Raw genomic sequence first — 18,929 nt, forward strand, 5'->3', positions numbered from 1 at the left:
GGTGCACGCGGGACGATTCGCCTGAGGAAACGGGGACGGATGTGCTGCCGGTCGGCTCCCGAGGGTGAGCAGGTACAGCCCCGCGGAACAGGCAGGTAGCCTTTCCCCGTGCCCCGTCTGTCTGAAGTCATCACCGCCCTGGAGACCCTGTGGCCCCCCGAGCGGGCCGAGTCCTGGGACGCGGTCGGCACGGTCGTGGGCGACCCCGGCCAGGAGGTCACCCGGGTCCTGTTCGCCGTCGACCCGGTGCGCGACGTCGTCGACGAGGCGGTGAAGCTCGGCGCCGACCTGCTGGTCACCCACCACCCGCTCTACCTGCGCGGTACGACGACGGTCGCGGCGAGCCACTTCAAGGGCCGGGTCGTGCACACCCTCATCAAGAACGACATCGCGCTGCACGTCGCCCACACCAACGCCGACACCGCCGACCCGGGCGTCTCCGACGCGCTCGCGGGCGCCCTGGACCTGCGGGTCGTACGACCCCTCGTGCCGGACCCCACCGACCCGGAGGGCCGCCGGGGACTCGGCCGCGTCTGCGAGCTGGACCACCCGGTCACCGTCCGGGAGCTCGCGGACCGCGCCGCGGCCCGGCTCCCCGCCACCGCCCAGGGCATCCGCGTCGCCGGCGACCCCGAGGCCCCGGTGCGCACGGTCGCCGTCAGCGGCGGCTCCGGCGACAGCCTCTTCGACGTCGTCCGCGCCGCCGGGGTCGACGCCTTCCTCACCGCGGACCTGCGCCACCACCCGGCGTCGGAAGCGGTCGCCCACAGCCCCCTCGCGCTGCTCGACGCGGCGCACTGGGCCACCGAATGGCCCTGGTGCGAGCTGGCCGCGGCCCAGCTCGACGAGATCTCCGACCGCCACGGCTGGGACCTGCGCGTGCACGTCTCCAGGACGGTCACCGACCCCTGGACCAGCCACTCACCGTCCCTTGGAGCCCCCAACTGAACGCAGCGCCCGCCGACCAGATCCGACTCCTCGACGTCCAGGCCCTGGACGTACGCCTCCAGCAGCTGGCGCACAAGCGGAAGTCGCTGCCCGAGCACGCCGAGATCGAGTCGCTGACCAAGGACCTCACGCAGCTGCGCGACCTGCTGGTCGCCGCGCAGACCGAGGAGAGCGACACCGCCCGTGAGCAGACCAAGGCCGAGCAGGACGTGGACCAGGTGCGCCAGCGCGCCGCCCGCGACCAGCAGCGCCTGGACTCCGGCGCGGTCACCTCGCCCAAGGACCTGGAGAACCTCCAGAAGGAGATCGTCTCCCTCGCCAAGCGCCAGGGCGATCTGGAGGACGTCGTCCTGGAGGTGATGGAGCGCCGCGAGTCCGTGCAGGAGCGGGTCGCGGAGCTGTCCGAGCGGGTCGGCGCGGTGCAGGGCCGCATCGACGAGGCGAGTGCCAAGCGGGACGCCGCGGCCGAGGAGATCGACGCCGAGGCGGCGACGGTCACCAAGGAGCGCGAGGTCATCGCCGCGGCCGTCCCCGCGGACCTGCTCAAGCTCTACGACAAGCTGCGCGAGCAGCAGGGCGGCATCGGCGCGGCCAAGCTGTACGCGCGCAGCTGCCAGGGCTGCCGCCAGGAGCTCGCCATCACCGAACTGAACGAGATCCGCGCGGCCGCCCCCGACACGGTGGTCCGCTGCGAGAACTGCCGCCGCATCCTGGTGCGTACGGCCGAGTCGGGTCTGTAGGGCATCTGAGCGGCTCAGCGGCTCAGCGGCTCAGCGGCCTACGGACTTGGGGACATAAGGGGCTTACGTGGCGAGGGAGTTCATGGTCGAGGCGGACGGCGGTTCCCGGGGCAACCCGGGGCCCGCCGGCTACGGCGCCGTGGTCATCGACGCGGCGACCGGCGAGACGCTGGCGGAGGCGGCCGAATACCTCGGCGTCGTCACCAACAACGTCGCCGAGTACCGCGGCCTGCTGGCGGGCCTGCGTGCGGCCCGCGCCCTGGACCCGGACGCCACCGTCCACGTCCGCATGGACTCCAAGCTGGTCGTCGAGCAGATGTCCGGCCGCTGGAAGATCAAGCACCCCGACATGAAGCCCCTGGCCACGGAGGCGTCCCGGGTGTTCCCGCCGGACCGGGTCACCTACGAGTGGATCCCGCGAGCCGAGAACAAGCACGCCGACCGCCTGGCGAACGAGGCGATGGACGCGGGCAAGCGCGGGGAACAGTGGTCGGCCTCGACGTCGACCGCCGAGCTGGACACCCGGGCCTCAGCGCCGCCCCCTGCGGCGCTCGGACCCGAGCGGCCGCGGGTGACCGGGGACGCGGTGGCGGGCGCCGCCGCGGCACGCGCCGCCCTGGCGGCGCCCCGAGAGGGGCGCGGGGCCGGGACATCTGCGGCTCCGCCGCGTGGGCGCGAGCACCCCCCGCTGACCGGCACCGCGACGACGGTCGACGCACCCCCCGCCGACACCCGCGCCGCGCGCAACGTGGCGACGTCGGCCAAGCCCACCGTCGGCTGGGCCTCGTCCCCCGACATGGGCGCCCCCGCCACCTTCGTCCTCCTCCGCCACGGCGAGACCCCCCTCACCCCCCAGAAACGCTTCTCCGGCAGCGGCGGCACCGACCCCGCCCTCTCCGAGGTCGGCCTGGACCAGGCCCGCCGGGTCGGCGAGGCCCTCGCCCGGCGCGGCACGATCGAGGCGATCCTCGCCTCGCCCCTCACCCGCACCCGGCAGACGGCCGCCGCCGTCGCCGACCGCCTCGGTCTCGAGGTCACGATCGACGAGGGGCTCAAGGAGACCGACTTCGGCGCCTGGGAGGGCCTCACCTTCGGCGAGGTCCGCGAACGCCACCCGGACGACCTCACCGCCTGGCTCGCCGACCCGGAAGCGCACCCCACCGGCGGCGGCGAGAGCTTCGCCGAGACGGCCACCCGGATCGCGGCCACCAGGGACCGGCTCATCGCCGCCTACGCGGGCCGCACCGTCCTGCTCGTCACCCACGTCACCCCGATCAAGACGTTCGTGCAACTCGCCCTCGGCGCCCCGCTCCAGTCCCTGTTCCGCATGGAACTGTCGGCGGCCTCGCTGTCGGCGGTGGCGTACTACGCGGACGGCAACGCGAGCGTGCGGCTCTTCAACGACACGTCCCACCTGCGTCCCTGAGGTTCGCGGCGGCCCGCGCCAGCGACTCGACGCGGGCCCAGTCCCGGGCGGCCACGGCATCCGTGGGGAGCATCCAGGTGCCGCCGACGCAGCCGACGTTCGGGAGGGCGAGGTACTCGGGCGCGTTGTCCGGCCCGATCCCGCCCGTCGGGCAGAACCGGGCCTGGGGCAGCGGACCGGCGAGGGACTTCAGATACGCCGTGCCGCCGGCGGCCTGTGCCGGGAAGAACTTCATCTCCCGTACCCCGCGCTCCAGGAGCGCCACGACCTCGGAGACGGTCGACACCCCCGGCAGGAACGGCACCCCGGACCCGGTCAGCGCCGCCAGCAGCGCGTCCGTCCACCCCGGGCTGACCAGGAACCGCGCTCCGGCGGCGACGCACTCCGTGACCTGCCCGGAGGTGAGCACGGTCCCCGCGCCGACCACCGCGTCCGGCACCGCGACGGCGATCTCCCGGATGGCGTCGAGCGCGGCGGGCGTCCGCAGCGTCACCTCGATCGCGGGCAGCCCGCCAGCCACCAGCGCCCGCGCCAGCGGCACGGCGTCGGCGGCGTCCTCGATCACGACGACGGGCACGACCGGGGCGAGGTCCAGCACGGAGGTGGGCATGCGGAACATCCTGCCGAGGCGATGCAGGCTCCGCAAAGGACGTTGCGCATGATGCAATGAGTGTGGCCATCACTGAAGTTACAGGCCGTAACTTCAGTGAATGTCAGTAACCAACACGTCCAGTGCCCACGCCTGCCCCGCCTTCGCGGGCTCCGCCACCTCCACCTCGTACCCCAGCTCCCGCAACACCTCCACCAGCTCGCCCGGCCCGCCCGGCGCGGCCCCGGCGGTCAGCAGGCTCCGTACGATCCGCCCCTTGGTCGCCTTGTTGAAGTGGCTGACGACCTTCCGGGTCGGCGCGTGCAGCACCCGTACCGTCGCCGTCCGCGCGGCCACCTCCCCCTTCGGCTTCCACGCCGCCGCGTAGGCCGCCGACCGCAGGTCCAGCACCAGCCCCGACCCGGCCGCCTCCGGCAGCACCTCGGCCATGGGCCCGCGCCAGTACGTGCCCAGCGCCCCGAGTCCCGGCAGCCGCACCCCCATCGAGCAGCGGTAGGAGGGGATCCGGTCGGTCACCCGGACCGCGCCCCACAACCCCGAGAACACCAGCAGCGACCGCGCCGCCCGCCGCTTCGCGGCCGGGTCCAGGGACGCCAGGTCGAGGGCGTCGTACAGCACCCCGGTGTAGATCTCCCCGGCCGGCCGCGCGCCCGCCGTCCGCAGCCGCGCGTTCTTGGCGACCTCGCCGCGCAGCCCCTCGCTCAGCCCGAGCACCTCGCGGGCCTTGTCCTCGTCGCCGGTGCACAGGTCGACCAGCTCGGCGAGCACGGCCGCGCGGGCGTCCGCTAGCCCCGGCAGGGACAGCGACTCGGGCTTCAGCGGGGCCGCACGCCCCGAGGACGCCTTGCCTTCCGAGGGCGGCAGCAGGACCAGCACACGTACTCCTCTTCATGACCGCCGTTCGTCACCGGCGCTTCGCGCCAGCGTAAGACGCCGGAGCCGGGCGATGTGACTACGCTCGACCTATGCCCCGCCGCCACATCCGTGTCCACGGTGCCCCCGAAGCCCCCCTGCGGGCCGCGCTCGCCGCGCTCAGGACCGAACTGGGCGTCCCCGAGAGCTTTCCGCCCGAGGTCCTCGCGGAGGCCGAGGGCGCCGCGAAGGCCCCGGCCGTGCCCGCCCACGACGCGACCGACATCCCCTTCTTCACGATCGACCCGCCCACCGCGCGGGACCTCGACCAGGCGATGCACCTGTCCCGGCACGACGGCGGCTACCGCGTCCGGTACGCCATCGCGGACGTCGCCGCCTTCGTCGTACCGGGCGGTGCGCTGGACTCGGAGGCGCACCACCGGGTCACCACGCTCTACTTCCCCGACGAGCGGATCCCGCTGCACCCCGCCGTCCTGAGCGAGGGCGCGGCGAGCCTGCTCCCCGGCCAGACCTGCCCGGCCGTCCTGTGGACCGTCGACCTGGACGCCGAGGGCCGTACCCGCGCCGCTGACGTCCGCCGGGCCCTCGTACGCAGCCGGGCCAAACTCGACTACGCGGGCGTGCAGCAGCGGATCGACGACGGCACCGCGGAGGAACCCCTGGCACTGCTCAGGGAGATCGGCGAGGCCCGCGAACTGCTGGAGGTGGAGCGCGGCGGCATCTCGCTCAACGTGCCGGAACAGGAGATAGTCGAGTACGACCACACCTACCGCCTCGGCTACCGCGCCCCCCTGCCGGCCGACGCCTGGAACGCCCAGATCTCCCTGCTCACCGGCATGGCCGCCGCCGAGATGATGCTGGCCCACGGCACCGGCGTGCTGCGCACCCTGCCGACCGCCCCCGACGGCGCGGTGGCCCGCCTGCGCCGTACCGCGCGGGCGCTGCGCATCGAGTGGCCGCACCACGTCTCCTACGCGGCCCTGATCCGCTCCCTGAACCCGCGCCGCCCCCGCCACGCCGCCTTCCTCCAGGAGTGCACGACCCTGCTGCGCGGCGCCGGTTACACGGTCTTCCGGGACGGTGCCCTGCCCGCGGCCACCACCCACGCGGCCGTCGCCGCCCCCTACGCCCACTGCACCGCGCCCCTGCGCCGCCTCGCCGACCGCTACGCGTCCGAGATCTGCCTCGCCGCGGCGGCCGGCGAGACCCCGCCCGACTGGGTCCTCATCGGCCTGGACACGCTGCCCAAGGAGATGGCCGAAGGCGCGCGGCGGGCGGGCACGGTGGAGCGGGAGTGCGTCGACATCGTCGAGGCGGCCCTGCTCAAGGACCGGGTAGGGGAGGTCTTCGACGGCTGCGTGGTGGAGGTCGAGGAGCACCGGCCGACCGTGGGGCGGGTGCTGCTCCAGGAGCCCGCCGTCATAGGCCGGATCGAGGACGGGACGCCTCTCCCGCTGGGCGAGCGGCTGCCGGTGCGGCTGACCGAGGCCGATCCGGGGACGGCGAAGGTACGGTTCGCGCCCGCGTGAGCGTCCGTACGAGGGTCAGGCGGCGACGAACCAGCGGGTGAGGGCGTCCTTGAGGTCGTCGCCGTCCCCTTCGTGGTCCTCGTCCGCGGCCCAGGCGACGAAACCGTCGGGCCGTACGAGCAGACCGGTCAGCCCCGGACGCGCGGGGCAGATGACCGTCAGCACGTCGACCCGGTCGGCGTACCCCTGCGCGAGGGCGCGCAGCGCGGGGTCGTCGGCGAGGTCGAGGAGGAGGGCGCGGCCGTGGTGCAGGTGGTCGCCGAGCCGGGTGCCGTCGGAGAGTTCCAGGTCCGGGGCGCTCTGCCCGGTGAGCGGGTGGTCGCCGGGCAGGTCGTAGTGCTGCCAGACACCGGAGATCTGCTTGACGAGGTACGTCGTCCCGGTCGCCGTCAGGGCCAGGTCGGTGACCACCCGGCGCAGGGCGCGGGCGTGCCGGTCGGGACGCATCACGGCGATCTGGGCGCGGGTCCAGTCGAGCACCCAGGCGCCGACGGGGTGCCGTTCGGCGGTGTAGCTGTCGAGGAGCGAGTCGGGGGCCGTCCCGCGCACCACGGCGGCCAGTTTCCAGCCCAGGTTCATGGCGTCGCCGAGCCCGAGGTTGAGCCCCTGCCCGCCGAACGGCGAGTGCACGTGCGCCGCGTCCCCGGCGAGCAGCACCCGGCCCTTGCGGTAGGTGCTCGCCTGCCGGGCGTTGTCGGTGAACCGGGTCGAGGTGAACACCTTGTGGACGGTCACCTCCTCCACTCCCGACACCCGGCGCAGGGAGGCCTGGAGCTCCTCGGCGGTGACGGGCGCCGAACGGTCGGCGGGCGGCCCGTCGAACTCGACGGTGAGGATCCGGCCGGGGAAGGGCCCGTTGACGTACGTGCCCACGTCGGTGGTGTTCCAGCCGGCCCCGAGCCGCTCGCCCCCGCTCATCTCGACGACCGCCTGATAGCCGGTGATCTCCGGTTCCGTGCCCGGGAAGCCGAACCCGGCGAGCTTGCGGACGGTGCTGCGCCCGCCGTCGCAGCCGACGAGCCACCCGGCGCGGACGTTTCCGCCGCTCCCGAGGTGTACGACGACCCCCTCGTCGCCGGCGTCGAAGCCGGTCAGCTCCACGCCCCGGCGGACCTCGACGCCGAGCCGTTCGGCGCGGGCGCCCAGGATCCGCTCCAGCTCCACCTGCGGCACGCCGAGGCCGACGCCGTCGGCGGGGCCGATGTCGGCGAACGCCGGGTCGGAGTCGTCGAACAGGTCGCCGCGCATCATGATCCCGGCGAAGTGCCCGGCGAACTTGGGGGGAGTGCGGGGCGCGTCGATGCCCTGGTTTTGCTCTCGGTCCCCGAGGAAGGCCCGCATCCGCCACCGGTTCTTCTCCCAGGCGGCGGCGAGGTCGGGCAGCATCCCCCGCCGGTAGAGCGCCACCGCGCCCGCCGTGTTGATCCCGCCCGCCTTGATGGTCTCGTCCACTTCGGCCAGCCGCTCCACGACCAGCACGGTCGCACCGCCGAGGCGCAGCTCGCCGGCGAGGAAGAGGCCGACGGGCCCGCCGCCGACCACCACCACGTCGTAGTCGCTGTCGCTCTTGGGCTCTGTCGTCATCGTCGTCATCGTCATGGCTTCACTGTAGTCACTAAAAGTTTCGAGCGGCTATAGTTTTCCTGTGATGGATGACGACAGGCCAGGAGACGGGTCGGGGGACCGGCCAGGGGAGTCCCTGCGAGAACGCAAGAAGCGGGAGACGCGGCAGCGGATCTCGAACGTCGCGACGGTGATGTTCCGGGAGCACGGCTTCGACCGGGTGACCGTCGCCGAGGTCGCACAGGCGGCGGGCGTCTCGGCGATGACCGTCTTCAACTACTTTCCCCGCAAGGAGGACCTGTTCCTGGACCGCATCCCGGAGGCGGTCGCGGCCTTCGCCGGGGCGGTCCGGGACCGGGCGCCCGGCGAGTCCCCGCTCGCCGCCCTGCGCCGCCTGGCCTTCCGGTTCATCGACGCGCGGCATCCGCTGGGCGGTGTGGGGGAGAACTTCGCGGGCTTCTGGCCGGTCGTCGCCGACTCGCCGGCGCTGCGGGCCCGGGCCCGTGAGGCGGTCGAGGAGGTGGAGCGGGCGCTGGCCGGAGCCCTGGCCGAGGCAGGGCTCGCCGAACCGGAGCTGGTGGCGGCGGTGACGGTGGCCGCGTATCGCTCGGTGTGTGTCACCTCGGTGAGCCGTCAGCTGGCGGGCGAACCGTTCGCGGAGATCGCCGAGGACCACCGGGAGCGGATGGAGGCGGCGTTCGATGCGCTGGAGCGGATGGTCGGGTGACCGCGGAGGGTGCCTGATTCGGCGGACTTGACGGCTAACGTCGTTAGCCATACCGTCGTGGCTAACGGCGTTAGCTGAATTGCTCCCTGGAGGCAGCCATGACCAGCACCACGAACGTCACACCCTCCCTCCGCACCGCCACCACAGTGGCTCGCCGTACGGCCTGGCTGGTCGGCGCCCTGTTCTGGACGGCGTTCGCGGTCCTGGAGGGCGTGAACCACGGCTGGCTCGCCGGTGCCCTGGCCCTGCTCTTCCTGATCCTGCCGGACCTCACCTTCCTGGTCGCCCTCGACGACGCACCGAGGATGGCCAAGGGCCAACTGCCGCCCCGCGCGGTGCCGTACTACAACGCGACGCACCGGGCGCTGGTGCCGCTGACGCTGCTGGTGGTCTATGCCGTCGGGCCGTTCGCCTGGCCCCCGGCCTTCGCCGCGCTGTGCGGCTGGCTGGCCCACATCTCGTACGATCGCGCCTTCGGGTACGGGCTGCGGACGAAGGAGGGCTTCCAGCGTGACTGACGCGACAGACGGTTTTGAGGCGGTCGGCGCGACCGGCGTGGCCGACCGGCTGACGCCGAGGGCGCGGGAGATCGTGGCGGCGGCCCGGGAGCTGCTGGAGGAGTCCGGCCTCGCCGTCCTCACCATGCGTACCATCGCCGACCGTCTCGGCATCAAAGCCCCGTCGCTCTACAAGCACTTCCCCGACAAGCACGCCGTGGAGGTCGAACTCGCCGCCCAGATGTTGGAGGAGTCGGCAGCCGCGCTGGAGGCGGCGGAGTCCCGCACCCCCGGCTCCCTGGAGGCGCTGGCGGGGGCGTACCGCGCGTACGCCCTGGCCCATCCCCACCTCTACTCCCTGGCCACGGAACGCCCCCTGCCGCGCCCCCTGCTGCCCGCCGGCCTGGAGGACCGGGCCGCCCTCCCGCTCCTGCGGGCCTGCGGCGGTGACCAGGACCTGGCCCGCGCCACCTGGGCGTTCGCCCACGGCATGGTGGTCCTGGAAATCCACGGCCGCTTTCCGGAGGGCGCCGACCTGGACGCGGCATGGAAACGGGGCCTGAAGGCGTTGCACCCTTAGCGCAAGGGGGGTGCCGGGAATGGCCGAACACGCACGGTGGACAAGAGCACGGCTGGGCCGCTGCGGCCCGTCGCTCGACATGCTGACGGCCCGCTTCGACAAACACGTGTACGCCCCGCACGCACACGCCGAGTTCTCGATCGGGGTGACGGTGGGCGGCTCCGAGGTGATCGCCTACCGCGGCGGCCACGTCTACAGCGGTCCCGGCTCCATCGTCGTCCTGGCTCCCGGCGAGATGCACACGGGCGGCCCGGCCACCCCGGCCGAGGGCTACGCCTATCGCGCCCTGTACGCGGACCCGTCCCTGCTGGCGGACGGCACGCTGGACGCCGTACCGCACTTCCGGGACCCGGTCGTCGACGACCCGGAGCTGGTCGCGGCGCTCCGCCAGGCCCACATCGACCTGGCCGCCTGCCCGGACCCGCTGGAGGCCGAGACCCGCCTCCCCTGGCTGCTGACGGCCCTGTCCCGCCGCCACTCCACGGCACGACCGGCGAGGGACCTGGTCCCCGGCGCCCACGGCATAGCCTTCCTCGTCCGGGACCGCCTCGCCGACGAACTCACCGCCCCACCCTCCCTCGCCGACCTGGCGGCCGATCTGGGCCTCTCGCGCTACCAGCTCCTGCGCGCCTTCCGGACGACGATGGGCGTCCCGCCGTACGCCTGGCTGGCCCAGTACCGGGTGAACCGTGCCCGCGCCCTCCTGGACTCGGGCCTGCGCCCGGCGGAGGCGGCGACCCTGGTGGGCTTCGCGGACCAGGCCCACCTGACCCGCTGGTTCCGCCGGGTGCTGGGGGTGACCCCGGCGGCGTACCGCAACAGCGTTCAAGACACCGAACGGTCCTGACACCGATGCTGGGCGCATGACTGCACGCGGCTGGTTCCTGTTCTCCCTCATGGGAGTGATCTGGGGCATCCCCTATCTGATGATCAAGGTGGCGGTGGACGAGGTGTCCCCGTCGACGGTGGTGTTCGCGCGGTGCGCCGTGGGCGCCCTGCTCCTCCTCCCCCTGGCGATCCGCCAGGGCGGCCTGTTCCTCACCCTCCGCACCCACTGGCGCCCGATGCTGGCCTTCGCGTGCATAGAGATCATGGGCCCGTGGTTCACCCTGACCGACGCCGAACGGCACCTGTCCAGCTCGACGGCGGGCCTGCTGATAGCGGGCGTGCCGATCGTCGGCGTGGTGGCGGCACACTACTTCGGCGGCGAGCGCGAACACCTGGGCGTACGCCGGATCGCCGGCCTCCTGATCGGCCTGGCCGGCGTGGCGGTCCTCACCATCCCCCACCTGACCGGAGGCGACGCCCGTTCCCTGGGCGAGGTCCTGCTCACCGTCGTCGGCTACGCGACGGCACCCCTGATAGCGGCCCGCCGCCTGAAGGACGTCCCGACGCTGCAGCTGATAGCGCCGTGCCTGACCCTGGCGGCCCTGGTCTACGCCCCGGCGGCCGCGGCCACCTGGCCGACCGCGATGCCCTCCACGAACGCGCTGCTCTCCCTCCTCGCCCTGGGCGTCCTGTGCACGGCGTTGGCCTTCGTGGCCTTCCTGGAGCTGATCAAGGAGATCGGCCCGACCCGCTCCACGGTGATCACGTACGTCAACCCGGCGGTGGCGGTGGCGGCGGGCGCCCTCTTCCTGGGCGAGAGCTTCACCGCGACGATCGCCGTGTCCTTCGCGCTGATCCTGACGGGCTCCGTGCTCGCCACGCTGGCCTCGGCACCTCGGGTAGCCGCGGGGCCGGTGCCGACCGGCCCCGAGGGCCGAGCCGCCACCCGCCGGCTGTTCCGCCGCGCCGGTCCGGACCCCCGCCCGGAACGAGGGGAGGCCCGAGCCCGGTAACATGGCCGACACGGCAGACGAGCCGGGCGGACGGCCGCGTGAAGTCCCTCAGGGGGCTTCCCGAGGAACGTCCGGGCTCCACAGGGCAGGGTGGTGGCTAACGGCCACCCGAGGCGACTCGCGGGACAGTGCCACAGAAAGCAAACCGCCGGGGGTCTCGACCCTCGGTAAGGGTGAAACGGTGGTGTAAGAGACCACCAGTGCCCAGGGCGACCTGGGCAGCTAGGTAAACCCCACCCGGAGCAAGGTCAAGAGGAGCGCTGTGAAAGGCGCTCTGCGGGGACGTTCGAGGGCTGCCCGCCCGAGCCCCCGGGTAGACCGCACGAGGCCGGCGGCAACGCCGGCCCTAGATGGATGGCCGTCGCCGAGGGGCCCGCGAGGACCCCTCGGAACAGAACCCGGCGTACAGCCCGACTCGTCTGTCTTATGGCCTTGACCGGCCGCTAATCCCCGAGCAGAAGTCTGCCCACCGTTGTCCCGGGGCCAGGCAGTTGCCGGGTCTGTCGGCTTGCTTCCCGGAGACGTAACGGAGTCGGCCGGGCGGCGCGAATTGGTGATGTGTAAGCCGGATCTGGCGCGTTACCATCCCCCTGAGCCTGGCTCGGCGTGGTGGCAGGCAGTTCGGGGGAGTGAGTGACATTCGCACAACCAAGGCGGGTAGATCCTTCGTCGACGGAGCGAACGCCGCGGCTGGCGATTCTGAGCCCTGACAGTGGCTTACTTGGTCTGCTCGACGTCGACCAGACCAAGGAAAGGTCCTACTCCCAGCCGTGCCGTGACTGGCCCGAGGCCAAGGCACACCTCGCGATCCTGCTTGCTCCGGGGGACCGGCAGGGTGACGAAGGTGGCCGGGATCAGCCGAAGCGGATCTGGGGCCTGGCCATCGTGCGCCCTGCTCATGAGACCGACCGAGACCGGAAGGTCGTCGTCACTCGTGCGCGAAGAATTCGAGGCGTGGTGTCTGTCTCGGAGCTTTGGCGTGCCGGTGGCGAGCGGGATGACGCACTCGCCGGGTCCTTCCTAGATAGCGGTCCTGTCACGGTCGGCGCGGACACGTTGTTCGCCAATCTCCGGCGGATCTCCCCTGATGTCGATAGGGAAGTCCAGAGGCTGTTGCCGTTGCTCGACGACGGTGAAGGCTGGAGCGACCAGGAACTTCGCTGGCGTGATGAGCGTGACGCTCTGCTGCTCTTCGCCAAGATAGTCGGGTTGGAGCCGAAGGATTTCGGGCCGGTACGAGGCTGGGACAGGAATGCCGCCCGGGCAGGCTTCCTGAGCGGACTCACCGGGACTGCGGTTCAGCCGATGCTCGACGACATCCGCGGGCGGGCGGCGGAGAGGTTCAGCGACGTCGGTGAGACCGTCGTCCGGGCGTTCACTAGTGGTGGGAGTCGCCAAAGCTATGACTTCGAGGCCACGTCGATAACCGGTCGGCGGGTGGTCGACGGCGGGCAAGGCTCCCTCGACGCCTACTACTACCACGTCCACACCCAGACGCTGGTAGTACTGCGCTACCTGTGTCCTGGCCCGAACGGGCTCGTGTCGTTCGACGCCCGGAACAGCCTGGACGATTTCCTCGGCCGTGTTCACCGCCTGCCGAGACCCGCTCCGCGCAGCGCCGACGATTATGGCTTGCTGGATGACCCGCTCTTTCTCCGGATTCACGCGCAGGTGGCTTTCACTGCTTCCCTGCACCGGACCAGCCCCGGCGCAATCTACCCCTACAACCAAATTGCGCCAGCGCTCTCGGCTGCGGCGGAGAACGGTCTCTCACATCCTCCCGTCGACACCCTCACCCGTCACCTGGTACCGACCCACTTCGCCCAGCTGGTGCGCGACGGTTGGTTCGGTGCGCGAGGCGTGCCCTTCCCAGTGGCCCTGGACTGGGTGGAGGCCACCGTCGAAACGGTCGGTGTCGCTTTGATGGTCGTCGACTTCAGTAGTCGGCCGCGTGGCAACGGCTCAGGGATCGAGATGCGGGCTCAGGGCATCGCATGACATCACTAGTGGAAAGGCAACCAACCATGGCCAGCTCGGGGACGGACACGCCTCGCCAGGTAACGCAGGTCCGCGAGCAACTGCACGAGACATTCGACGGGGTGATCGACGACAGCGACATCGCCCACTTCCGAGGTGGCAACTACGAACAGCGCTTCCTGTCCCGCGCACTCGCAGCCCTTGCAGTACGACGCGTGGCCCAATGCTCTGTTGCCGAGGCGGCCCGGTTCGTCACCGACGGCATTGCGGACCAAGGATTGGACGCCATCGCCCCCCTGCCTGAGAGCGGGCAGGCGCTGCTGGTCCAGGCGAAGTGGAGCGACAAGGGCACAGCGACCTTCGACGTGGACGCCGCCAAGGCGATGGTGGATGGCCTGAACCGGATCGAGAACGAGCTGTATGACCAGTTCAACCAGCGTGCCGGTGCCCTAGCTCTGGAGGCGAGGCCATTCATCGTCAACAAGAAGGCCACCTTGCTCATCGCACTGATGGGCACTGTGGAACCCTCTCCGCCAGCTCTAGAAGTTCTCAACAACGCTCTCGCAGAGTTCAACAAACACGGCGCCCGCTTGAGCGTCGAGGTGTTGTATGCCGCAGACTTTCATGATCAAATCCATGCGGATCTCCGGCCGAAGCCGATCTGTCTGGACGTGCGTCTTGACGACTGGTACCAGCAGAAGGGACCGCTTGAGGCCTATCAGGGCACGGTTTCCGCCGAGAGCGTGGCCGAGTGGTACGAGACGTACGGTACCGGCCTGTTCGAGCAGAATCTCCGGGCCCCGCTCGGGACTACTGTCACCAATGCGGAGATCGGTCAGACCCTCACATCCGATCCGACCAGGTTCTGGCACCTGAACAACGGCATCACGATGATCTGCGACTCGCTCACGGCGAAGAACGACAGTGCCAAGGCACCGCAGAGCAGGCCCACCACTCTCTCCGTGACGGGGGCGAGCATTGTCAACGGCGCTCAGACGGTACGGGCTGTCGCCAGGGCCATGCACGACGACGGTGAGGCGGCAGCCAACGCAACCCTGAGCATCAAGGTCATCAATACGCATGAAGACCGGGAATTCGGTGTCCAGGTCTCTCAGGCGGCGAACCGACAGAACGCAATCGAACAGCGCGATCACATCGCGCTGGAACCCGTGCACCAGGCGATCAAGGCCAACCTGCGTGCCGAGTTGCGGAAGCAGTACGTGATCAAGCGGGGTGAGCCGGTCGCGGCGCCTGAGACCGGCTGTTCGCTGGACGAACTCGCACTGGCACTCGCCTGCCTGCACCCGGATGCGGGACAGGCCGCCCGGGCCGCCAGTTCCACCGAGAACCTCTGGGAGCAGGGCTCCAAGGGCAGCCACACAGTACTCTTCAAACGCGAACCCTCTCCGCAGAAGGTGTGGCGCTCCGTGCTCACGCTGCGCGCGGCACGGAGTGCGGTCTACGAACTGGGCACTGGACAGAACAGCCGCGAGGCCGCAACTGCCGAGCACGGTGGTTTTCTCGTCACCCACCTGCTCTTCCAGCATCTCGGCGCCACGAGCATCGATGACCCCGACTTCGATTGGGACAGTGAGGTCCTAGAGAAGATTCCCGCCCTTGTGCCGGATCTGGTGCGTCGGTTGACCCATGAAATCGTGACTCGTTACGGACCGCGTCCCCAGATCAGGACCGCGTTCCAGACGACGGAGACATGCCGGGAGCTCGCGCGGCATGTGCTCGCCGACTTGGCCGACGGCGTTGCCGTTCCCGCACCTCCCGCGAAGGAGCGCAAGCCGCGCCGCCCGAACACAGTGCCGCTCCTGGTTGACCGTCGTGTTCTCAAGGACGGAGCGCCTCTCCGGTATGTGGCTCTGAACGAGCCCGAGCGTGACGCAATGGAGGAGTGGCTTCTCCAGGACGAAAGGCGACGCCAGGCGACCTGGGTCAACCACCGGACCAAGCCGATCCTCTGGGCGTACGACGAGCAGCAGTACTCGCCGTCCGGGCTGGTCTCGAAGATGTGGGCGGACGCCGACTGGGACGAGCGACCCGTGGCCAACCAGGGAACGGCTCGCTGGTTCCAGTCGGAGGGCCTGAGCCTGTGGGATCTGGCCCAGCGCATCCACATTGAAGAGGCCGAGGACGAGGCCTGACGGCGCGTGCGTCGCACCGGCTGAACGTCAGTAAGGGCGTGGTCCCTCCGGGCCGCGCAGTCGGGCGAGGAGATCGGCGATCTCGCGGGTCTCCTCGTCGTCCTCGCCGAGGAGGACGCACATGTCCTCGTGGAGGGCGTCGAGGACCCCCTCAGCCTCGGCACGGCGGCCCTCGGAGAAGAGGAGTACGCCGATGCTGCGGCGCAGGTCGAAAGCGGTTTCGGAGGCGTCCCCGGCTTCGTCGGACACGACCTCCAGGACCTCTTGGAACTCCCGCAGGGCGACCGTGGCCTGTCCGAGGTTGGCCCGGCAGTGGGCGGCGTGCCGACGGCACTCCAGGGTGCTTTCATCGGCCGGTCCCGCCGTACGGGCGTAGACGGCGGCAAGAGCGTCGAACTCCGGCAAGGCACGCCGGAAGTCCTCGCCGGCCATGAGAACCGCCGCGCGCTGCCGCCGCAGACCGAGCACCCGGGGGTTGTCCGCGCCGAGGGCGGTGCCCACTGTGGCGATCACTGCCTTGAGGACGTCCGCGGCCTGGGCGAACCGCCCGCTCTCGGCGAGGTCCGCGGACCGGGCGTAGGCCTCCCGGATCGCGTCCCGCAGCGCGGTGTCGACGCGCGCCGCGACCGGTACGGGGGCCATCGGCCCGAGCGAGGGCGCGGTTGGCGTGGTCCGCCGCAGGGGTGCGTTCGGCTGTCGGTAGACCACCGTCGGGTCGGGGACTTCGGAAGGGGAGCCGTCGTGGGTGAGGGCCACGGGCTCGGCTGCCGATCCCGGTTGCGGCAGGTGTGGCGAGAGGCGCTCGTACACCGCGTACGCGTCGGCCGGACGCTGCTCGGGCACCTTGGCCAGCAGATCCAGGACCAGCGCCTCCAGGTCCTCCGGCACCTCGGATCGCAGGGTACGTAACGGCTTCGGCGGCACGTTCATGTGCTGGTGCAGAAGCTGGTACTCGTTGTCGCCGCCGAAGACCGGCTCTCCGGCGAGGAGTTCGTGCAGCACGCAGCCGAGCGCGTAGAGGTCGCTCAGCGGTGTGATCTGCGCGCAGTCGATCTGTTCGGGAGGCATGTAACGGCTGGTACCGATCCGGCTGCCCGTGGCCGTGAGCCGGGTGACATCCGTGCGCAGCAGCTTCGCGATGCCGAAGTCCAGCACCTTGACTGTGCCGTCAGCGGCGATCAGGACGTTATCCGGCTTCAGGTCGCGGTGCACGACCGGGATGGCGTGCGCGTACGACAGGACCGTACAGATCTGCGCCGCGATCGACGCGGCCCAGCTCACCGGGAGCAGGGCCGCCGTTCCGTCCTCCGCGCAGGCCAGCACCCTGCGCAGGGAGATCCCGCGCACGTACTCCATCACCAGGTACAGCCGGTCGTACGACGCCTCGTCCAACACCGCGTCGAACACCTGCGGCACCCCGTGATGCCCGATCCGAGCGGTGACGCGGGCCTCGCGTTCGAACCGGCGGGCGAACTCCTCTGCCTGCGCGGGCGATGCGACGACGTCGGGCCGGATGAGCTTGACCGCGATCTCCCGGTCCAGGACGGCGTCGTAGCCCCGCCAGACGGTGCCCATACCGCCGGACTCGATCTCCTCGATCAGCTCATAGCGGCCCTGCTCGCCGATTCTCCTCGCCTGCGACACGCGTTGCGCCCCCGTCGTCCTGATGCCACGTCAGTCGATCGCTGTACACGGTACCTATTAGCGGGGCGCACGGCAGGGGTTACAGCAGGTGATCGGCCTTGCCGGCCTTGATGTCGGTGATGAGGGTGCGCAGGGCTTGGAGGGAGTCGGTGAGGTAGTGGTCCTCTTGGCCGGCTACGGCTATGTAGCCGTTGCCAGCCGCATCGGTGCCGAGGCGGAAGCAGTTGCTCGCGTCCTGGCAGAAGGGGGCTTCCCAGGTGATGTCAGGCACGATGGAGGCTCCTAAAGGCTCTGTGAAATGGCGTGCATGAGATCGACGGTCTTCTTGGGCGGAAGCGCGATCCTCTGCATCTCGTCAAGTTGCAGCCGGTACTTGCACAGGTGAGCTCCCGAGTGCAGGAATTCTCCCGCCGTCGTGCGATCAAGCTGCACGGTGTCCAGCGAGGGCACCTGGCCAAGGGCGTACAGGATCGCCTGGCCCGAACCGGGGAACGCACCAGACGAGAACGGGATGGCCTGGATCGTGACATTGTCGCGGTCTGCGGCCGTCATGAGGTGACCGAGCTGGTCTCGCAGAACCCTGCGTCCACCGACTTCGATCCGCAGGGCGGCTTCGTGGATGATCACCACGTAGGACGGAGCCTCGGGCCGGTCGATGGCTCGGTGCCGCTGCACGCGGTGGGCCACTCTGGCCTCGAACTCCTCAGCGGGCAGTGGCGGGATAGCAGCTTGGAAGAGAGAGCGCGCGTACGCCTCGGTCTGCAGCTGTCCCGGCATGTGCGTCATCGTGCTGACACGCAAACCTTGAGCGTGCCATTCCAACTCGGCGATGTCCAGGAATGTCGCGGGCAGGAGGTCGCGATACTCCTCCCACCAGCCGATCGTGCGGTCGCCACACATTGCGACCAGTGCATCCACCAGGGCCTGGTCCGTGCAGTCATACCGGAAGGCAATGCGCCGGACACGCTCCGCGCTGACACCGTGGCGTCCTGCCTCGGTGCTGGTGATTACGGTCCGCTTCGTGTCCAGCAGCACGGCGGCCTGTTCGGTGGACAGCCCCGCCCCTTCCCGCAGCTTGCGAAGCTCTGCGCCCAGACGCTGCTGGCGTGCGGTCGGATTGCTCCTCGGCGGCATGCGTTCCCTCTCGTCGCGTGCGGCTCAGTTTGCCGCGAAGCGAAGTTCGTTCCCATGGGTCTCCAGGAGTTGGTAGCACATGTACCCCCACTGCTCTACTGTGAGTATCGCGCACGCTACACACCGCAATGCCGGAAGTGCACCGCGCGAGCATGCCCGCCTGCCCTGGGGCGGGTGTGCCCGCGACCAGGGCGGTAGGCCACCGGCGATTCCAAATCCCCCACAAAAACGTGGAGTTCGCCATGCCTGACATCCCCCTCGTACCCGTCCACTGGCGCTTTCCCGCCCACCCCACCTCCGTACGGCGGGCCCGGCATGCCGTCGCGGAATCGCTGCCGCACGTCCTTCGCCCCCATCTCGGCGACGACCTCGGCCTGTTGACCTCCGAGCTGGTCACCAACGCCATCCGCCACGGCGCCTGCCGGGAGGACGAGGACCTGATCGAACTCGTCCTGTGGCCCGCCGACGGACACTACTGGCTCGCCGTCTCCGACCCCGGTACCGGCAATCCCGAACTGGCCCACCCGGACGCCGACTGCGAGAACGGCCGGGGTTTGCTCCTCGTCGACAGCCTCGCCACCGCCTGGGCCGTCCGGACCCGCCCCACGCGCGGTACATCCGTGATCGCGGGACTCTCGGTACACCAGGAACATTGACCAGGCGGAGCGGTTCGGCCGGGCGGGGACG

Annotated in this window: 18 protein-coding genes and 1 other RNA gene; 13 read left to right on the forward strand and 6 right to left on the reverse strand. The window is 70.7% G+C overall.

The window, feature by feature from the left end:
• The first annotated feature begins 108 nt into the window (after positions 1–108).
• The 3 genes from ACZ3KP_RS30435 (at position 109) to ACZ3KP_RS30445 (ending at position 3,114) form a co-directional block, all read left to right on the forward strand.
• The gene (locus ACZ3KP_RS30435) at positions 109–948 is read left to right on the forward strand and encodes a Nif3-like dinuclear metal center hexameric protein (RefSeq protein ID WP_132886498.1); all 840 of its coding nucleotides are present in this window, start codon (positions 109–111) and stop codon (positions 946–948) included.
• Positions 945–1,688, forward strand: a complete 744-nt coding sequence (locus ACZ3KP_RS30440; protein ID WP_132887026.1) for a zinc ribbon domain-containing protein — start codon at positions 945–947, stop codon at positions 1,686–1,688. The genes ACZ3KP_RS30435 and ACZ3KP_RS30440 overlap by 4 nt, the downstream gene beginning before the upstream one ends.
• Before the next feature lie 82 nt (positions 1,689–1,770).
• A complete protein-coding gene (locus ACZ3KP_RS30445) occupies positions 1,771–3,114 on the forward strand; it encodes a bifunctional RNase H/acid phosphatase (RefSeq protein ID WP_467503530.1) in 1,344 nt (447 codons plus the stop codon).
• Here ACZ3KP_RS30445 and ACZ3KP_RS30450 read toward each other — a convergent pair.
• Positions 3,086–3,724 (reverse strand): bifunctional 4-hydroxy-2-oxoglutarate aldolase/2-dehydro-3-deoxy-phosphogluconate aldolase, encoded by a 639-nt coding sequence (locus ACZ3KP_RS30450; protein WP_467503269.1) that lies wholly within the window; start codon positions 3,722–3,724, stop codon positions 3,086–3,088. The genes ACZ3KP_RS30445 and ACZ3KP_RS30450 overlap by 29 nt on opposite strands.
• Positions 3,725–3,817: 93 nt before the next feature.
• Positions 3,818–4,600: a peroxide stress protein YaaA gene (gene yaaA / locus ACZ3KP_RS30455; protein ID WP_467503270.1), complete on the reverse strand. Its 783-nt coding sequence runs from the start codon at positions 4,598–4,600 to the stop codon at positions 3,818–3,820.
• Positions 4,601–4,689: 89 nt separating this feature from the next.
• On the opposite strand from yaaA, the gene ACZ3KP_RS30460 reads away from it, so the two are divergent.
• The gene (locus tag ACZ3KP_RS30460) at positions 4,690–6,126 is read left to right on the forward strand and encodes an RNB domain-containing ribonuclease (protein ID WP_467503271.1); all 1,437 of its coding nucleotides are present in this window, start codon (positions 4,690–4,692) and stop codon (positions 6,124–6,126) included.
• A 15-nt stretch (positions 6,127–6,141) separates the two neighbouring features.
• Here ACZ3KP_RS30460 and ACZ3KP_RS30465 read toward each other — a convergent pair whose 3' ends face one another.
• On the reverse strand, positions 6,142–7,725 hold the full coding sequence (locus tag ACZ3KP_RS30465) for an FAD-dependent monooxygenase (protein WP_467503273.1): 1,584 nt from the start codon (positions 7,723–7,725) through the stop codon (positions 6,142–6,144).
• A 49-nt stretch (positions 7,726–7,774) separates the two neighbouring features.
• On the opposite strand from ACZ3KP_RS30465, the gene ACZ3KP_RS30470 reads away from it, so the two are divergent.
• The 8 genes from ACZ3KP_RS30470 (at position 7,775) to ACZ3KP_RS30505 (ending at position 15,464) form a co-directional block, all read left to right on the forward strand.
• A complete protein-coding gene (locus ACZ3KP_RS30470) occupies positions 7,775–8,416 on the forward strand; it encodes a TetR/AcrR family transcriptional regulator (protein WP_467503274.1) in 642 nt (213 codons plus the stop codon).
• A 98-nt stretch (positions 8,417–8,514) separates the two neighbouring features.
• Positions 8,515–8,934, forward strand: a complete 420-nt coding sequence (locus ACZ3KP_RS30475) for a DUF4260 family protein (protein WP_467503276.1) — start codon at positions 8,515–8,517, stop codon at positions 8,932–8,934.
• Between the two features lie 49 nt (positions 8,935–8,983).
• The gene (locus tag ACZ3KP_RS30480; RefSeq protein WP_467503532.1) at positions 8,984–9,493 is read left to right on the forward strand and encodes a TetR/AcrR family transcriptional regulator; all 510 of its coding nucleotides are present in this window, start codon (positions 8,984–8,986) and stop codon (positions 9,491–9,493) included.
• Positions 9,494–9,512: 19 nt separating this feature from the next.
• Positions 9,513–10,340, forward strand: a complete 828-nt coding sequence (locus ACZ3KP_RS30485) for a helix-turn-helix transcriptional regulator (protein ID WP_358970543.1) — start codon at positions 9,513–9,515, stop codon at positions 10,338–10,340.
• Positions 10,341–10,356: 16 nt separating this feature from the next.
• Positions 10,357–11,334, forward strand: a complete 978-nt coding sequence (locus ACZ3KP_RS30490) for a DMT family transporter (RefSeq protein ID WP_387146108.1) — start codon at positions 10,357–10,359, stop codon at positions 11,332–11,334.
• Positions 11,335–11,352: 18 nt separating this feature from the next.
• Positions 11,353–11,756: RNase P RNA component class A (gene rnpB, locus ACZ3KP_RS30495), an RNA gene on the forward strand.
• Positions 11,757–11,967: 211 nt separating this feature from the next.
• Positions 11,968–13,332 carry a CBS domain-containing protein gene (locus ACZ3KP_RS30500; RefSeq protein ID WP_467503278.1) on the forward strand — a complete coding sequence of 455 codons (1,365 nt, stop codon included), beginning with the start codon at positions 11,968–11,970 and terminating at the stop codon, positions 13,330–13,332.
• A gap of 26 nt (positions 13,333–13,358) precedes the next feature.
• Positions 13,359–15,464 carry an AIPR family protein gene (locus ACZ3KP_RS30505; RefSeq protein WP_467503280.1) on the forward strand — a complete coding sequence of 702 codons (2,106 nt, stop codon included), beginning with the start codon at positions 13,359–13,361 and terminating at the stop codon, positions 15,462–15,464.
• 27 nt (positions 15,465–15,491) lie between these two features.
• Here the strand turns inward: ACZ3KP_RS30505 and ACZ3KP_RS30510 are convergent, their stop codons facing one another.
• The 3 genes from ACZ3KP_RS30510 to ACZ3KP_RS30520 all read right to left on the reverse strand — a co-directional run bounded on the left by ACZ3KP_RS30510 (position 15,492) and on the right by ACZ3KP_RS30520 (position 18,242).
• Complete coding sequence (locus tag ACZ3KP_RS30510; RefSeq protein ID WP_467503281.1) at positions 15,492–17,108, reverse strand: serine/threonine-protein kinase; 1,617 nt, start codon at positions 17,106–17,108, stop codon at positions 15,492–15,494.
• A gap of 79 nt (positions 17,109–17,187) precedes the next feature.
• Positions 17,188–17,379 (reverse strand): hypothetical protein, encoded by a 192-nt coding sequence (locus ACZ3KP_RS30515; RefSeq protein ID WP_467503283.1) that lies wholly within the window; start codon positions 17,377–17,379, stop codon positions 17,188–17,190.
• A gap of 11 nt (positions 17,380–17,390) precedes the next feature.
• The gene (locus tag ACZ3KP_RS30520) at positions 17,391–18,242 is read right to left on the reverse strand and encodes a helix-turn-helix domain-containing protein (protein ID WP_467503285.1); all 852 of its coding nucleotides are present in this window, start codon (positions 18,240–18,242) and stop codon (positions 17,391–17,393) included.
• A 242-nt stretch (positions 18,243–18,484) separates the two neighbouring features.
• Here ACZ3KP_RS30520 and ACZ3KP_RS30525 point away from each other — a divergent pair, with 242 nt between their 5' ends.
• Positions 18,485–18,898, forward strand: coding sequence for an ATP-binding protein (locus ACZ3KP_RS30525; protein ID WP_467503286.1), 414 nt, complete (start codon positions 18,485–18,487; stop codon positions 18,896–18,898).
• The last annotated feature ends 31 nt before the right edge of the window (positions 18,899–18,929 follow it).

The organism is Streptomyces sp. NPDC020958, assembly GCF_055562175.1.

Coding starts and splice junctions, on each gene's coding strand:
- ACZ3KP_RS30445 (WP_467503530.1), top strand. CDS start 1,771: ATGGTCGAGGCGGACGGCGGTTCCCGGGGCAACCCGGGGCCCGCCGGC.
- ACZ3KP_RS30450 (WP_467503269.1), bottom strand. CDS start 3,724: ATGCCCACCTCCGTGCTGGACCTCGCCCCGGTCGTGCCCGTCGTCGTG.
- ACZ3KP_RS30460 (WP_467503271.1), top strand. CDS start 4,690: ATGCCCCGCCGCCACATCCGTGTCCACGGTGCCCCCGAAGCCCCCCTG.
- ACZ3KP_RS30465 (WP_467503273.1), bottom strand. CDS start 7,725: ATGACGATGACGACGATGACGACAGAGCCCAAGAGCGACAGCGACTAC.
- ACZ3KP_RS30470 (WP_467503274.1), top strand. CDS start 7,775: ATGGATGACGACAGGCCAGGAGACGGGTCGGGGGACCGGCCAGGGGAG.
- ACZ3KP_RS30475 (WP_467503276.1), top strand. CDS start 8,515: ATGACCAGCACCACGAACGTCACACCCTCCCTCCGCACCGCCACCACA.
- ACZ3KP_RS30485 (WP_358970543.1), top strand. CDS start 9,513: ATGGCCGAACACGCACGGTGGACAAGAGCACGGCTGGGCCGCTGCGGC.
- ACZ3KP_RS30490 (WP_387146108.1), top strand. CDS start 10,357: ATGACTGCACGCGGCTGGTTCCTGTTCTCCCTCATGGGAGTGATCTGG.
- ACZ3KP_RS30505 (WP_467503280.1), top strand. CDS start 13,359: ATGGCCAGCTCGGGGACGGACACGCCTCGCCAGGTAACGCAGGTCCGC.
- ACZ3KP_RS30520 (WP_467503285.1), bottom strand. CDS start 18,242: ATGCCGCCGAGGAGCAATCCGACCGCACGCCAGCAGCGTCTGGGCGCA.
- ACZ3KP_RS30525 (WP_467503286.1), top strand. CDS start 18,485: ATGCCTGACATCCCCCTCGTACCCGTCCACTGGCGCTTTCCCGCCCAC.